Below are 14,575 nucleotides of genomic sequence, written 5' to 3' on the forward strand. Positions count from 1 at the left end.
ACATTAACTTTCAAATTTATAATTCTGGACTTTTGGGTAACTCCTGTTCCTGTGTCAGCACCTGACTGGTTTCTGCTTCTGTGTTGTTTACCTCACCTAAAATCTGAGTTTTCATCACTGCCAGTTCAGCATCAATGTTATTCATAGATTTCAACTTAGCAAATCTTGTTTCCAGATCGTCACTACTGAGTTGAGAAATTGCTTCGGATTGCGCTTCCATCTGTAAAACTTTTTCTTCCATTCGTTCCCATGCATTCAAACTTGTTGTAGCAGAAACTCCCTTGAGCATTTCCTGAAGTTTATACGATGCTTCAGCAGAACGAGCGCGAGCAATATACATATCTTTTTTGGTTTTTATCTCCACAATTTTCAACTCCATCGTCCGCATATCTTGTTTGAGCTTGCCTACCACATCTTTTTGCTGCTCTATTTGCTTAAACAGGGCTGTAGCAGTTTCTTGGTAAGCTTGGCGTTTTGTGAGAGCTTCCCGTGCTAGATGTTCACTACCCTGTTGCAGCGCTAGTTGGGCGCGGCGATACCATTCTTCAGCTTGGGATTGGGCGGCTGCGGCTTGGCGTTCGGTGCGTTTTTGAGTAGCGATCGCTCCAGCTACACCTTGCCGTAATTGCACCAAATTTTCCTGCATCTCCAGAAAGGTTTGTTCGAGAATTTTTTCCGGATCTTCTGTACTGCTGACCAAACTATTGAAATTAGCACGAATCACCCGCAGGATACGCTTCATCACTTCCATCTTGGCTTTGCTCCATTCACTTTTTGCCAGCTGCTGCTCCCTCAATTGAAGAAGACACGGGGACACGGGGATAATCTCTCCGCGTCACCGCGTCTCCCCATCTGAAGCGTCCTCTTCGGTCATTGCTGTACGCGGGCTTGAATTCCATTTGCCTGTAGCTGCTGCAACCTCTGTTTTACTTCATCTTTGGTCTTCAATGCACCTAAATAAATATACTTTTGGTTAGGAGATAAATAAGCATCAGGAACAACTTGCTGCGCCTTAGCTAAAGCACCATCTCCTTTATTATCAATTACTACATAATAGAATCCATCCGCTGACGGTTTAATTTCTGCATTTGCTGCTATTGAGGTTTCTGGTTTCTGAATCTCAGGTATGGGTGTAACAAGAGGAACTGAAGTGAGGGGGGGAACTGGTTTTAGGGATGGTTGGATAGTGATAGGTTTAGGTATTATTGTCGGAGTTGATTGAACTTTCGGTTTTAAAGCGACAACATCATTAGGATCTCTCACCTTGGGAAATTCACGAGCAGCTAAATCAGGATATTTCGGTATAGAGGTGATTTCTGGAACTGCTACAGGTTGGGCATTATTAATTTCTTGAGGGTTTTGAGCAGGTGGCAAAGAACTGTTATTAAAAAATTTACCTATATTCAACTGTGGCCAAGTTTTGGGATTCAGGACGACATAGCCTAACATCAGGCTGGCTAATAATAGCAGCAACATAATGCCCAAAGGAGACAGTAGACTGTCGCTGACAGGACTAGATTTCTTGGGTTGTGGTGGTTTTTCTTTCAGACTCCGCAGCAGTGCTTCACTAGATTCTAAATAGTCATCTGGGTGTTGGGGAGGATCTTCTTCTGTGGGCAGGATATTTTCGCTTTCAGCAGCCTGAATTTTGGTGGTAACTATACTACTGCTGAGGGATTTTGGCGCTGGTGGAATTGGGGTTTGGGGAGACTCTGGTAGAGGAGACATCAGGAGATGATTTAGCTCCGGGGTGTCTTCCTCTGCTGGTTTTTCCCAAGAAATTGCGCTAGTGTTGATTTCGGCTACAGATGGCTGAGTGTTTCCCACTGTGGCAGTCATAGCCTTTAGCTGTGGGGATGGGTTAGTACTATAAGTTTCTGTACTGAACTGTTTCGACTGCCTCAATACATTGCGTGTGCGTCGGTATCTGGTTAACTCTTGATCTAGCTGCACTTCTAAACTAGCCAGTGATAAAGCTAGTGCAGGCTTTAAGCCTGGTGTTTTTTTAGACGATGGACTGCCGGAATCGATGATGGGATTTTGACTCATTGCCACTGTGCCTGAAACGAAGACTGCTGGATGAATTTTAGTTGATTTGAGAATTAAGCTAAATTTTTGCTCTTTTGAACAATGTCGTTGAAATCAGTTAATAGTATTTTAGGCATTCTGGAACAAGAAGCCAAATGGCAACAGCAACCGTTTCAACTTTTGCTCAAATCTTGGGGAGACGTTGTTGGTACTGTGGTTGCTGCCCAAACTCGGCCTTTGTCAATTCAACGTGATGTTTTGTGGGTGGCAACTGCTAGTGCTGCTTGGGCGCAGAATTTGACTTTTGGACGCAAAACTATACTTTTGAAATTAAATCAAAAGCTACCTATGGCTTTGATTGATATCCGCTTCTCTACTGCTGAGTGGAAGATCTCGCCGATTACACCAAAACCACAGACTGTTACACCTCAAGAACATCCTAGTTATTTAGGGGCGAGAATTGGTGATTTTGCGGTTAAAACCTCTGTTAACAATGCTAATGCTGCTTTTGAGGATTGGGCGAGGGTGAGGCAAGAGCGATCGCAAGGTTTGCCCTTTTGTCCTCATTGTCAATGTCCCACGCCACCAGGTGAACTCCAGCGCTGGGGTGTTTGTTCTCCCTGTGCCGCCAAGCAGTCGTCAAATACGTTTTAGAATAAATTCATCCAATTTTTTGCGAACAGACTAAAATTATCTGCTACTATATCCATCCCTGTTTAAGGATAAATACTAATTTAGGTCATATAAAGTGATTTTAGTCTGTCTCAAGGATGAGTTGAAAATCCTAGTGAAATGTAAAATTAGAGTTTTAGCCTTGATCCCCAATCAGTTTTAGTTAAATCTTTGTATGTGAACACTCCCATAATCATTTACAAATATAACAAGATTATAAAGACATCCTAAAGTTTATTTACCTACAAAAATGGCTGGAACCCAGATAAAATAATCACTTGTCGGCTTTGATCCCCGTTTTGTAATAGAAGGAAAATATTAAGTGTGAAAGTTAGCCCTAAATGACACTAAAGATGAACCCAAATGAAACCTATTAAACATTTAACATCTGCCTGTCGATATTGCCGTCATTACCAGCCAGAGGGTCGTCGCGGTGGAATGTGTCAACAGTTAGGCGCACCAGTGCAAGCCTGTTGGAAAGCGTGTCCTTTAGCTCTACCTGCTTTTGCTCCTTCCTGGGAAACTTTAGAAGATGCTTGGAGTTTACCGGTAGCACAACCGCTGGTATCGGCTTCTCACACTATAAATTCAGATTTAGACAATCTTGCACTTCCTCCTGTGGAGGTAGCACCTACTTGTTCAACACAAGAGGTAGCAGCCAAGGCAATCCTCATTTAACTACCCATCATTACTGTAATAAATTTTTTGTTCACTTAACATAATATTTGATTTTAAATTTTTGATCCGGTCAAAGTTAATATCAACAAATATCGCACCTTGTCGTAAGGTGCGATTTTAAACAATTTTTAAGGCAACCAAGGAAAATCCCGAAAATTCGGAGGACGTTTTTCTAAAAATGCTTGTTTTCCCTCTGCTCCTTCTTCTGTCATGTAATAGAGGAGGGTAGCGTTACCGGCAAGTTCTTGTAAACCAGCTTGTCCGTCACAGTCAGCGTTAAATGCTGATTTTAGACAACGAATGGCAATGGGGCTTTTTTCTAAAATTTCTTGCGCCCATTGTATACCTTCTGTTTCTAGTTGTTCTACAGGAACGACGGTATTAACTAAACCCATTTCTAAGGCTTGTTCGGCATTATATTGACGACAGAGGAACCATATTTCTCTGGCTTTTTTTTGTCCGACGATTCTAGCTAAATAACTTGCACCAAAACCACCATCAAAACTGCCAACTTTGGGGCCTGTTTGTCCAAAAATGGCGTTATCAGCGGCAATAGTCAAGTCACAAATTAAATGTAAAACATGGCCTCCACCAATAGCATAGCCAGCAACTAGGGCAATGACTACTTTGGGCATGGAACGAATGAGACGCTGTAAGTCTAAGACGTTTAAACGGGGAATGCCTGCGTCATCTACATAGCCGGCTTGTCCGCGTACACTTTGATCACCACCTGAACAGAAGGCGTATTTACCGTCTGTGTGGGGGCCAGCACCCGTAAATAGAACTACTCCAATACTGGTATCTTCACGAGCGTCCCAAAAGGCTTCGTATAGTTCAAATACGGTTTTAGGACGGAAAGCGTTACGTTTGTGGGGACGGTTGATGGTGATTTTGGCGATACCATCGGCTTTTTGATAGATGATGTCTTCGTAGGTTTTGACGGTTTTCCAGTCGATTTGCATGGTTATAAGTAGGTGGGCGTTAAAAATTGTCGTTGGGGCAAGGGAACAGGGAATAGGGAACAGGGAACAGGAAGAGAGCTTTGGGCGATTTTACTTTTCTTCACATACCTTTAAATTTTTCTGTTAACCTACTTACACAGTCATATCCTGCTTTTTCAAAGCCTAATCTAAAACCTCCAATACCTGCGAAGAGATCAGCAAATTTAAGTTTAAATTTTTCCATAAAAAATCAGTCAAATAGTATTTTATACAAAGAGATTTAGTATTATAGCAAAGTTGAGGACAACATCGTCAAAAGTAGAAATCATTTGGTATATTTATCCACTCAGTTTCAGGAGCTACAATAATCCTCAACAGCACTGTATCAATTCCATTTTGGTGAGACGCTCACCGAATACAAAATATTAATTAAATATAAAAATACACATTTTGTAACTTGGGCTACAGTTTTTCCTATCTGGTAGCGCTTGAATACAAAAACAACTAATTTTTCTAACAAGAGGAAAAACAAGACTATCTCAAGGATAAAGTGATAGGGATCACCATAAAACTAAGAAATAGTTACAATCAAGTAAATTTATATATCTGAAGTGTGATGACAAAAACTATAAGATTTATGATAGTAAATGTAAATATCAATATCAATTTTTTTCACTGTTAAAGTTTCTTAAAAAGAATTAGCCGATATTACGGCTGAAATATTGACCGACGAAAGATTCTTTTTTTTTCAAATTTTCTAAAGTTTTATTAAATCCAGGGGTTTTAAAATGCACGTATCACAAAAGATTCACTGCCCAAATTGCGGTAGTTCAGCTGAACGTCACTATATTGCTGAGAGTCAAGTCACAAGAACACAATGCCCAAGCTGTGATTATTTGATGATCACCTGCACTCGGACTGGTAAAGTAATTGAGGCTTATGCCCCAGGCATTTACGCCAAAAGATAGGGGATTGAGAATTGGGGACTGGGAAAAATTAAGATATTACCTTCTTGCTTCTTGCTTCTTACTCCTATTACCTGTCATCTGTCACCTGTCATCTGTCATCTGTCACCTTTTACTTGTTCTTAATTGTCCACAAGCTGCATCAGCTTCTAAACCGCGAGAATAACGGACACTAACAGCAGTATTTTGTTGTTGGAGAACGTTAACAAAGGCTTGAATGCGATCGCGGTTTGGTCTTTTGTAATCTACTTCTTCAATGGGATTATAGGGAATCAAGTTGACATGACTTTGAAAACCTCGCAGGCGTTTTGATAGTTCTAAAGCGTGTTCTGGTAAATCATTCACCCCAGCTAAGAGGATGTATTCAAAGGTAACTCTGCGTCCTGTAATTTCTACATATTCTCGACATTCGTCCAGTAAATCTTCTATGGGGTAGGGTTTAGCACTGGGGATGAGTTGTTCACGTAGTTCTTGGTTTGGTGCGTGGAGACTGACAGCGAGGGTAACTTGTAATAGGTGTTCGGCTAGTTGACGAATGCGATCGCGGATGCCTACAGTAGAAACAGTCAGCGATCGCGCTCCTATTCCCACATCTTGATTAATAGACTTTAGCGCAGAGATGACATTTTCCGTATTCAGCAACGGTTCACCCATCCCCATAAACACCACATTACTTACCCGTTCCTGAAAATCTTCTTGCACAGTCAAAACTTGATCAACAATTTCTGCACAGCTAAGATTACGCTTATAACCACCTTTACCAGTAGCGCAGAAATCACAAGCCATCGGACAACCAACTTGAGTAGAAACACAGACTGTTAAGCGCTTCTCGCTAGGTATACCCACGGTTTCCACAATTTCGCCATCTGCAAGCTTGAGCAAATATTTTACTGTATCATCAGGAGCAACAGAACGGTAATGTAGAGTTGAGCGGCCAATGGGGACATCTGCAACTTGTGTGCGCCAATTTTTCGGGAAGACAGAAATATCAGCGAGCGATCGCACTCCCTTATTATAAATCCAATCATGCAATTGCTTTCCCCGATAACCAGGCTGCCCCTGTTGCTGCACCCAAGCAGTTAACTCCCCTACCGAAGCACCGAGGAGGGGGGGAATAAGTTCAGATTTTTCGGAATTGGGTGAATCTACTGGAGATACAAACGGTGTAGCAGACATAAAAAATCACGAATTGATGCTGGATCTCTATCCTACACCTGTCAAAATAATTCGTAATTGATAATTCGTAATTCGTAATTACAATCAGTGTCTTAGCCTGATATATCAAGAGCTTTAGATGGTGCGTTACGCTGCGCTCTAAGCGTAGCCATGCCCGCAGGGCTTTACACACCCTACTAATACTTAGATTATTTCAAAATTGAAATCGGATTCCTTTATCAACCAAAAGTTGTGCTATTCCAACCCCACATTGCACCTTTAGCATCTGCAAATTCTATGTAAATTCGATTTTTTGGTATACCCAAAACTTGGTTAATTTGCTGGCAAAAATCCTGGCTCATAGCTGCGGTTTGCTCAGGCTTCATTGTGCCAACACTTTTAATTTCAATATAGCAAACTGGGTCAGTAGTTCCGCCAAAAGTCATAGGAATTTCTGGCTCAAAAGCCGTCATCACATAAGATTCTTGTTTACCTGTGTGTTTAGCTAATTTAGCTGACAGATTTTTGAGCATTGACTGAATTACAGTTGCTTCAGGAGCAGCTACAGAAGTTTGGACTTTAATTAATGGCATAATAGGAACTTGAAAATTTGAACTTGAAAATTTGAACTTGAAAATCTAAAATTGCTAACCCAAATAGTAGCAATGGTGCTATTAATTTTACCTTTCTCTTTCTTATTTAGTGATGAGATGAGCGAAATAAATGATTATGTTCAGGATGGTATAAACGAGAGCGACCGGTTGCTGGTAAAAGTGCAGGACTAATTATATAAAGTGTAGTCCGTAGTAATTGTTCTTCATGGGTACAACTAGCCATTTCCTCTAGTGGGACAACTCGGATTTTTTCATCAGGCCACCCGACACGAAAACAAATCGCTACTTGAGTTTGTGCTGGGTAATGTTCTAGTAGTTTAGCTTGAGCCTCGACAACATGACGCGCACTGAGGTACAAGCAGAGACTAGCTTGATGTGCTGCTAGGCTGGCTAATTCTTCTGTAGCGGGAACCTCTGTGCGTCCACTAATGCGAGTCAGGATGATAGTTTGTACTAACCCAGGGATAGTTAATTCGATTTTCAGTTTAGCAGCTGCGGCTTGAAAGGCACTGATACCAGGGATGACTTCAAAAGGAATATTAGCTGCGGCTAAAAGCTGCATTTGTTCGTGGATAGCACTGTAGAGACTAGGATCTCCCGAATGAAGACGAACCACAGATTTGTGCGATCGCACTCCCTCAATCATAATCGGCAAAATCTCTTCTAAAGTCTGATTTGCTGTTTGAATTATCTCAGCATCTTGACGACAAATATCTAAAATCTGTGTTGGTACTAAGGAATCAGCAAATAAAATCACATCAGCCATAGCCAGCAGTTTGTGAGCCTTAACCGTTAATAAATCAGGATCTCCGGGTCCTGCACCCACAATATAGACGGCTGATTCTAGGCAATCTAACTTAGTTTTATCACTCAAATTACTCATATATTCATTTTTCTTCTACGAGATACCCCGTGTTCAGCGAAGCAACACGGGGAGCGGGCTAACCCTCCTGCACCGCTGGTTCACTGCGCCTCTGCGTGAAACAAAATCATACTCTTAATCAGCAACACCAAAAATTCTTTTGGCAAATCTTTCAGCACCTTTCCGGATTACCCCCTTTGACGTTGTAGAAAGAAATGGTAGATGCACCCTGGTTAAGCCCTAGAGAAAACTCTGGGGCATTTTTTATTTTTGGGGACAGGAGGGAAAGAGCAAGGGAGCAGGGAGCAGAGGGGAGGAAAAGTCAAATGAATTGCAGAAATTTGGAAGTCCGTTAAGAATCAGTATTCAATCAGACACGATATCACTTTTTGAGGGTGGAACTACATCGGGTAAAGGACGTTTCAGCCAATAAAGCCAAGCTAAACCAGTTAATCCAAAAATAATTCCGCTTAAACTGACTATTTGTGCAATCCGTAATGAACCTAGCATCAAGCTATCTGTGCGTAAGCCTTCAATCCAAAAGCGTCCTAAGCTGTAGGCTACCCAGTAAACTAGAAATAGCGTTCCTAGCCTTAACCGTGGTTTATGAGATAAAGCGCGAAAAAATAAAGTCAACAGCAGAGTAAACACCATTAAATCCCACAAAGATTCATAGAGAAAGGTGGGATGAAAGTATTCAAAACTAGCCAAGCTGGGGGGACGACGCTCTGGGGGAATATACAATTTCCAAGGTAAACTTGTCGGTCCGCCAAAAGCTTCAGAGTTGAAAAAATTTCCCCAACGTCCGATCGCTTGCCCTAAAATCAGTGAAGGCGCTACCAAATCAGTTAGTTGCCAGAAAGATATGTTTTTAAGTTTGGCAAAAATTAACGCCGCCGTCACACCACCGATAATTGCACCATGAATGGCAATACCTCCTTGCCAAATGGCAATTATTCGCTCTGGGTGTTGGGAGTATTCTGACCATTGAAATAAAACATAATATATTCTGGCTGCTGGAATAGCGCCAATTACCAGCCAAATTGACAAATCACTCAGCAACTCAGGATTAACGTGACGACGCTTGGCCAGATACTGGGAAAGACTCACACCAATTAACACAGCCGAGGCAATCAACAAGCCATACCAGCGGATCACTAGGGGACCTATTTCTACCAGAATTGGTCCTGGAGAAGTAAATTGAAACGCTAAGGGCAAAGCGGAAAAATCCAGTTCCATGCAAAATTACCTAAAAGATTTGATTACGGGAGGATTTTAAAATTCTTAGGCGCTACCCACCCTCAAAATCATAAGCTGTCATGATTTGAATTTGCACATCTTGGGGAAATGGGGAAAAATCTATTCAAAATTGTAAGGAGTCAGGAGTCAGAAGGGGCGTATTGCAATACGCCCGTACAGGAGTTAGGAGTTAGAAAGAAGGATGAAGAATATTTTCTCTTCTGTTCCATGTTAAGAGTTCCCTGCTATCAAACATTCTGTATTCTGAATCCTTACTCAAAATTCAAAATTCAAAATTCAAAATTCCCAAGCACTCCTACCGTCTGCATCCTGCTTCTTACCTTCTGCCAGAAATGTTAGATTTAAGTAAGTTAAAGTAGATTCTGTCGATATAATCACCTAAAGTACATTGATGTATCTACAATTGTGATTGCGATTTATCCTGGTAGTTTTGATCCCATCACCTTGGGACACCTTGACATAATTCGGCGCAGTAGTCGGCTGTTCGAGCAGGTGATAGTCGCTGTCTTGGGAAATCCTAACAAAGTGCCACTGTTTACAGTGCAGCAAAGGTTAGCACAGATTCGCCTAACTACAAAACATTTACCAAATGTGGAAGTAGATAGCTTTAACGGTTTGACTGTCAACTATGCCAATGTGCGACAAGCACAAGTTTTGATCAGAGGTTTAAGAGCAGTTTCCGACTTTGAAATCGAGCTACAAATGGCTCACACCAATAAAACACTTTCTACTCAGATAGAGACAGTTTTTCTGGCTACCTCGAACGAGTATAGTTTTTTAAGTAGTAGTGTGGTAAAAGAGATTGCAAAGTTTGGTGGCTCTGTCGATCATCTCGTTCCCCCACACATTGCCCTGGATATATACCAATGCTACAACCAAAACTCTCCAGCCCTGAGTCCAATCACAACGGCAACAATCATCTCCCCCAAGAGCATCCCAATGGACAGCCAGGGGTAGATATTCAGCAGGAACTCAACCGTTTAGAGGATATGGTTCTCTCTAGCTTGCGGATTCCGCTGACGGGGCGTACCCTCATAGATGAAGAAAAGCTACTAGAACAGCTGGATTTTGTCCGTCTTTCCTTACCATCTGTGTTTCAGGAAGCAGCAGAACTACTCCAACAAAAGGAGGAAATTATGCTGGAAGCTGAGGAATATGGACAGCAAGTGGTGGAAGCAGCACAGGCTAAAAGAGCGCAAATTTTAGCGGAAAGCGATATTATCAGACAGGCCGAACGGGAAGCGGAACAACTGCGGCGAAAAGTGCAGCAAGAGTGTGACGCGATGATGCAAGACACGGAGGCGGAAATTGAGCGCAAGCGGCGTGCTTGTATGCAAGAATTGGAGGAACTGCGTCAAAGTGCGATCGCACAAGCTCAAGAAATTGAAGATGGTGCTGATCAATATGCTGATAATGTCCTGGAAAATATCGAACAGGATCTTCAGGAAATGTTGCGGATTATTACTAATGGCCGTTTACAACTGCGAGGAGATATTCCCAAGCAGCGTAATTCACCCAATCCTAAAAAGAGATAATCATTCGTAATTCATAATTATGGCGAAGTTGAAAATCATCTTGATGCCTTACCTTTCTTGGTATTGCATCCAATTTTTAGTACATTGATGATTATCTATTATAAACATTAAAATGTCAGAATCAGGATTTACAGGATAACAGTAATATCTTCCTCGATTATGATATCAATTACCAAAAGGATTTTCGATTTTTAGTCCAGCAATTCCTTTAAAATCGCTGACATTTCTTGTTACTAAGAATGCGTCTTGATTCATTGCTGTAGCAGCGATAATTGCATCAGGAAGCTTAATTTTATATTGTCGTTTGAATTGGATTGTCTGATTTTCAATTTCTCGTAACAATGGAACTGTGTTAAACTGGGATAGTAAATCTTCAATAGACTGTTCCTCTTCTTTTGATAAGCCGGCAAAACTCAGTAATTCAATGCGGATAATCGGTGAAAGTAGAATTTCGTGCAAATTCAAAAATTCTTCTGTAAACCATGAATTAACTGTTATATCATCGGCTAGATAGTAAATAAAAATATTGGTATCATAAAGATATTTCATTCTTCCCATTCCTGACGCAGAGTATCTAAATGAGCTAACATTGCTGCTTTTTTATGCTTTAAAATTCCTTTAGCTTGAATAATTTTTTCATAGTCTTTTTTCCAATGTAATAGCATTGATTCTGGTACATCTACTGTAATTGAATCTTCATCTTGAGATACAAGATAATGTCTTGGTATTTTGATTAATGGCATAGTTTTATGCTCCTGTTTCTCTCAATTCAGATTGTAACATATTGTTTGAATCAGGATTTTCAGGATTATATAGCGGTATGCACTTGAATGAGATACAGTCATAAGCCCCCTCCTCGCTTGCGGGGAGGGGGTTGGGGGTGGGGTTCTTGTATTTCACTCAACCAATAACCGCTTTAGTAGTTTGTTCTATAGTCCATCCTAAGCCATTAACATTAACAGGACGAGTAGCAACAACCCAAAATTCAATAATTACTTGAGAGGTAATAAAACATTGATCACCTTGTAATAAAATTTCAGAAATAGTATTTTGTATAAGGTTGTATTCCTGAGATTGAGAATTTGCAAATCTAAGAACAATATTGGTATCCAGTAAATAGCTTTTCATATTCCTCTATCATCATAAATATTTTCTCGACGCAGTGCTTCATCTGATAGGGTAATACTGCTTTGAGGAAATTGAGATAACCATTCTTGAAATTGTGCTACTTTTCCTCTGATGTTAAATTTTGCTGTTCTGCTAACGGAATTATATTTCTATGAGAAAGTTTAGATAAAAAAAGTTTTTGATCTTCGGGAGTTAACTTGGAAACAATTTCTACAAGGGAGTCAACAAGTTGTACATTCATAATTATTTATGTCATTTACTAGGTTATAAGCAATATTTTACTGTATTTTAATTATAATCTGTCAACTGTCAGAATCAGGATACCCAGGATTATAGGATTGACAGGATGATTATTTGATGATTACTAAACGTGAATGATGTATTGATTATTACAGTAATTTCATAAAAATTAACCTTTCTCCATACTAACCATCAACAACTAACCAATAATCAAACAATCACATCCTGTACATCCTGATTCTGACAATATATTAGAAAAGATGGTTTAGTAATATGAATCCTGAATAACAAATATAGCATTAATCAATAATTCACTTGATCAATATCGGTGTGAATAAAATCATTACCTTTGAATAATAAAGGTTGATTTGTAGATTTTGCTAAAGCATAAGAAAAGCAATCTCCCATATTAAGTTTTGCAGGATGACGGCCTTTACCAAATTTCAAAAATGCTGCATTTGGTAATTGTGCCTGTTCTACAGTAAAAGGTACAATAGTTATAGAAAATGCTGCAATTAATAAATTCAGATTTTCTACACCTTGCTGACCATGTTTAGTACCTAAAACAATGGATGCTTCCACATAACCTGGAGAAGAAAGTAAACAATCTGCACTTTCGTTAATCAGTTCAATAAATATCAATTCTTCAGGTTCATCATAAATAATTGCCATAATAGCAGAAGTATCAATAACCATTATTCTGGGATTCCAAACTCGTTATAACCAATAATTTCATCAGGAGTTCTGCTATCAAGAACTGGTAAATTTCTAATCTGATGACAAATACTCCGAACAAGATTAATATCAATTTTATTCTCTTTTCGATTGGGTAAGGAAATAGGATGAGCTTGATATAAAAGTTTTCCTGTTATTTCCATACCAGCAAAATTTGGGGGAAGTTTCAGATATAAACAACCATTTTCATCTACACGAGCATCAAAATTAATTTGTTGCATTGTCTTTTCTGATCAATTTAATTACGGAATTGCTGATTTTACCTCTATTTCGATTGTAACATATTGCCAGATATTATAAAATTGTCTGGATCAGGATACCCAGGATTAAAGGATTTACAGGATGTTTATTACAAAATTTCTTTAGTCCGTTTTAACGGACTTTCGCTATGAGACTGGGAATTTATTCCCAGGCTAAATATGCTAATCTAATTTAGATTCTCCAGCTAATTTGAGGACATCATTAATAATGCTATCTGTCAACCACATTCCTTGTTGACGTAGTATGGTAATTACAGAAGCAACAGAAGACAAATAACCCAGTTTTTTCGCCTTAACTAAAACACCCAATGTTCCTGTATATTTTAAGTGATATATATTAGCAATTCTTCGGGCTAATTGATCATCAAAAATCAACAAACTACCAGGATTTTCTAATCCTAATGCTAATACTTCTGCTTCTCCTTGTCCCAAATCTATAACAGCAGGAATTAAACTAATTGATTTAACAGGAGTAATAGAAATCCATTCAATAGAATGAATATCTGGGACATTAATTCCTTGATTTTTGCCAACTGCTAATTCTTCAATTACCGCAGGAGGTGTGATAACTTCTCCATACAATTTTTTCAGTAGTTCTAAATGACCGACTTGATGAAGATATAGCAGAGGAGAAGTATTGACAATCACTAAAGAATCAGGCATTGTTAACATCTTGTTCTAATTGTTCTAAAGTTAAAGAAAAGGGAGAAACTTGATAACGTCCTAAAATTGTTAAAAATTCTACCCGTGACATTCCCGCTAATTGTGCTGCTCTTCCTGATGAAAGTTTACCAAGTTCAAAAAGTTTAACTGCTGCTAAAATTTGTATTTCTTTAGTCAGACTTTCTGGAGTTTCTTTGAGACTAATTAAAATTTCTTCAGGTATTTCTAAGGATACGGTACTCATAATATGATTCTCTAATTGGGTTTGCGGTGTTGATTAATCTTTATTATAGTCTGAATCAGGATTATAGGATTTACAGGATTGTTATTTGATGGTTAATGACTCAGTTTATAATATTTTGTCTGAATCAGGATAACCAGGATGATAGGATTTACAGGATGATTATTTGATGATTACTAGACGTGAATGATGTATTGATTATTACAGTAATTTCATAAATATTTACTTTTATCTATACTAATCATCAACAACTAAACAAATAATCAAACAATCACATCCTGTACATCCTCAAATCCTGGACATCCTGATTCAGACAACCACAACATTCACCACACAACAAATAATCATCCAATCACATCCTGTACATCCTTAAATCCTGGACATCCTGATTCAGACAATAATATGCTATTTTATATACAGCATACATGAAACCAACCATTAACCAGTCATGAATAATCCACAACAACCGCGAGAATACGATGCTGTGCTTGGTGGTAATAGTCCATCATTAGAAGGTGCAGCCGTTTTAGGTGGAATTGAAGGGGTAAAATTGCGGTTGCAAAATCCAGATTCAAAGGTGAGAATTGCTGCACTTGAG

Annotated in this window: 21 protein-coding genes; 5 read left to right on the forward strand and 16 right to left on the reverse strand. The window is 39.4% G+C overall.

What is annotated here, in order from left to right; genetic code table 11:
• Positions 1 to 16 precede the first annotated feature (16 nt).
• Together A9Y75_RS05025 and A9Y75_RS05030 are read right to left on the reverse strand one after the other, a co-directional pair.
• Complete coding sequence (locus tag A9Y75_RS05025) at positions 17 to 751, reverse strand: PspA/IM30 family protein (protein ID WP_071188437.1); 735 nt, start codon at positions 749 to 751, stop codon at positions 17 to 19.
• Positions 752 to 870: 119 nt separating this feature from the next.
• Positions 871 to 2,049: a hypothetical protein gene (locus A9Y75_RS05030; protein WP_071188438.1), complete on the reverse strand. Its 1,179-nt coding sequence runs from the start codon at positions 2,047 to 2,049 to the stop codon at positions 871 to 873.
• Between the two features lie 81 nt (positions 2,050 to 2,130).
• Here A9Y75_RS05030 and A9Y75_RS05035 point away from each other — a divergent pair, with 81 nt between their 5' ends.
• The gene (locus A9Y75_RS05035; RefSeq protein ID WP_071188439.1) at positions 2,131 to 2,682 is read left to right on the forward strand and encodes a DciA family protein; all 552 of its coding nucleotides are present in this window, start codon (positions 2,131 to 2,133) and stop codon (positions 2,680 to 2,682) included.
• A gap of 381 nt (positions 2,683 to 3,063) precedes the next feature.
• Entirely contained in the window at positions 3,064 to 3,378 is a 315-nt protein-coding gene (locus A9Y75_RS05040) for a hypothetical protein (protein ID WP_071188440.1), read from the forward strand.
• Between the two features lie 128 nt (positions 3,379 to 3,506).
• On the opposite strand, the gene menB is transcribed toward A9Y75_RS05040, so the two are convergent.
• Positions 3,507 to 4,340, reverse strand: a complete 834-nt coding sequence (gene menB, locus A9Y75_RS05045) for a 1,4-dihydroxy-2-naphthoyl-CoA synthase (protein ID WP_071188441.1) — start codon at positions 4,338 to 4,340, stop codon at positions 3,507 to 3,509.
• Between the two features lie 100 nt (positions 4,341 to 4,440).
• Positions 4,441 to 4,563, reverse strand: coding sequence for a DNA cytosine methyltransferase (locus A9Y75_RS27295; protein WP_201788384.1), 123 nt, complete (start codon positions 4,561 to 4,563; stop codon positions 4,441 to 4,443).
• A 544-nt stretch (positions 4,564 to 5,107) separates the two neighbouring features.
• Between A9Y75_RS27295 and A9Y75_RS29355 the strand changes: the two genes are divergently transcribed.
• A complete protein-coding gene (locus tag A9Y75_RS29355) occupies positions 5,108 to 5,287 on the forward strand; it encodes a replication restart DNA helicase PriA (protein ID WP_083389491.1) in 180 nt (59 codons plus the stop codon).
• A 102-nt stretch (positions 5,288 to 5,389) separates the two neighbouring features.
• Here A9Y75_RS29355 and rlmN read toward each other — a convergent pair whose 3' ends face one another.
• From rlmN to lgt, 4 genes are all read right to left on the reverse strand, one after another.
• Positions 5,390 to 6,460, reverse strand: a complete 1,071-nt coding sequence (rlmN, locus tag A9Y75_RS05050; RefSeq protein WP_071188442.1) for a 23S rRNA (adenine(2503)-C(2))-methyltransferase RlmN — start codon at positions 6,458 to 6,460, stop codon at positions 5,390 to 5,392.
• 218 nt (positions 6,461 to 6,678) lie between these two features.
• Positions 6,679 to 7,032, reverse strand: coding sequence for a phenylpyruvate tautomerase MIF-related protein (locus A9Y75_RS05055; RefSeq protein WP_071188443.1), 354 nt, complete (start codon positions 7,030 to 7,032; stop codon positions 6,679 to 6,681).
• Between the two features lie 106 nt (positions 7,033 to 7,138).
• A complete protein-coding gene (gene cobM, locus A9Y75_RS05060; protein WP_071188444.1) occupies positions 7,139 to 7,936 on the reverse strand; it encodes a precorrin-4 C(11)-methyltransferase in 798 nt (265 codons plus the stop codon).
• 345 nt (positions 7,937 to 8,281) lie between these two features.
• Positions 8,282 to 9,154 carry a prolipoprotein diacylglyceryl transferase gene (gene lgt / locus A9Y75_RS05065; RefSeq protein ID WP_071188445.1) on the reverse strand — a complete coding sequence of 291 codons (873 nt, stop codon included), beginning with the start codon at positions 9,152 to 9,154 and terminating at the stop codon, positions 8,282 to 8,284.
• A gap of 426 nt (positions 9,155 to 9,580) precedes the next feature.
• On the opposite strand from lgt, the gene coaD reads away from it, so the two are divergent.
• Positions 9,581 to 10,132, forward strand: a complete 552-nt coding sequence (gene coaD / locus A9Y75_RS05070) for a pantetheine-phosphate adenylyltransferase (protein ID WP_071188827.1) — start codon at positions 9,581 to 9,583, stop codon at positions 10,130 to 10,132.
• Positions 10,042 to 10,710, forward strand: a complete 669-nt coding sequence (locus tag A9Y75_RS05075) for a DivIVA domain-containing protein (protein ID WP_071188446.1) — start codon at positions 10,042 to 10,044, stop codon at positions 10,708 to 10,710. The genes coaD and A9Y75_RS05075 overlap by 91 nt, the downstream gene beginning before the upstream one ends.
• 165 nt (positions 10,711 to 10,875) lie before the next feature.
• Here the strand turns inward: A9Y75_RS05075 and A9Y75_RS05080 are convergent, their stop codons facing one another.
• The 8 genes from A9Y75_RS05080 to A9Y75_RS05115 all read right to left on the reverse strand — a co-directional run bounded on the left by A9Y75_RS05080 (position 10,876) and on the right by A9Y75_RS05115 (position 13,980).
• Positions 10,876 to 11,259: a type II toxin-antitoxin system VapC family toxin gene (locus tag A9Y75_RS05080; RefSeq protein WP_071188447.1), complete on the reverse strand. Its 384-nt coding sequence runs from the start codon at positions 11,257 to 11,259 to the stop codon at positions 10,876 to 10,878.
• Positions 11,256 to 11,453 carry a hypothetical protein gene (locus tag A9Y75_RS05085; protein WP_039200944.1) on the reverse strand — a complete coding sequence of 66 codons (198 nt, stop codon included), beginning with the start codon at positions 11,451 to 11,453 and terminating at the stop codon, positions 11,256 to 11,258. The genes A9Y75_RS05080 and A9Y75_RS05085 overlap by 4 nt, the downstream gene beginning before the upstream one ends.
• 157 nt (positions 11,454 to 11,610) lie before the next feature.
• Positions 11,611 to 11,838 carry a hypothetical protein gene (locus tag A9Y75_RS05090; protein WP_236721327.1) on the reverse strand — a complete coding sequence of 76 codons (228 nt, stop codon included), beginning with the start codon at positions 11,836 to 11,838 and terminating at the stop codon, positions 11,611 to 11,613.
• Positions 11,839 to 11,935: 97 nt separating this feature from the next.
• The gene (locus A9Y75_RS29360; RefSeq protein WP_236721328.1) at positions 11,936 to 12,079 is read right to left on the reverse strand and encodes a hypothetical protein; all 144 of its coding nucleotides are present in this window, start codon (positions 12,077 to 12,079) and stop codon (positions 11,936 to 11,938) included.
• Positions 12,080 to 12,381: 302 nt separating this feature from the next.
• Positions 12,382 to 12,774 carry a type II toxin-antitoxin system VapC family toxin gene (locus tag A9Y75_RS05100; RefSeq protein WP_071188448.1) on the reverse strand — a complete coding sequence of 131 codons (393 nt, stop codon included), beginning with the start codon at positions 12,772 to 12,774 and terminating at the stop codon, positions 12,382 to 12,384.
• Positions 12,774 to 13,034, reverse strand: coding sequence for a hypothetical protein (locus A9Y75_RS05105; protein WP_071188449.1), 261 nt, complete (start codon positions 13,032 to 13,034; stop codon positions 12,774 to 12,776). Before A9Y75_RS05105 ends, A9Y75_RS05100 begins: the two co-directional genes overlap by 1 nt.
• A gap of 201 nt (positions 13,035 to 13,235) precedes the next feature.
• Entirely contained in the window at positions 13,236 to 13,736 is a 501-nt protein-coding gene (locus tag A9Y75_RS05110) for a DUF3368 domain-containing protein (RefSeq protein WP_071188450.1), read from the reverse strand.
• A complete protein-coding gene (locus A9Y75_RS05115) occupies positions 13,729 to 13,980 on the reverse strand; it encodes a UPF0175 family protein (protein ID WP_071188451.1) in 252 nt (83 codons plus the stop codon). The genes A9Y75_RS05110 and A9Y75_RS05115 overlap by 8 nt, the downstream gene beginning before the upstream one ends.
• Between the last annotated feature and the right edge of the window lie 595 nt (positions 13,981 to 14,575).

The organism is Trichormus sp. NMC-1, from assembly GCF_001858025.1.
In the GTDB taxonomy this organism is placed as follows: domain Bacteria; phylum Cyanobacteriota; class Cyanobacteriia; order Cyanobacteriales; family Nostocaceae; genus Anabaena.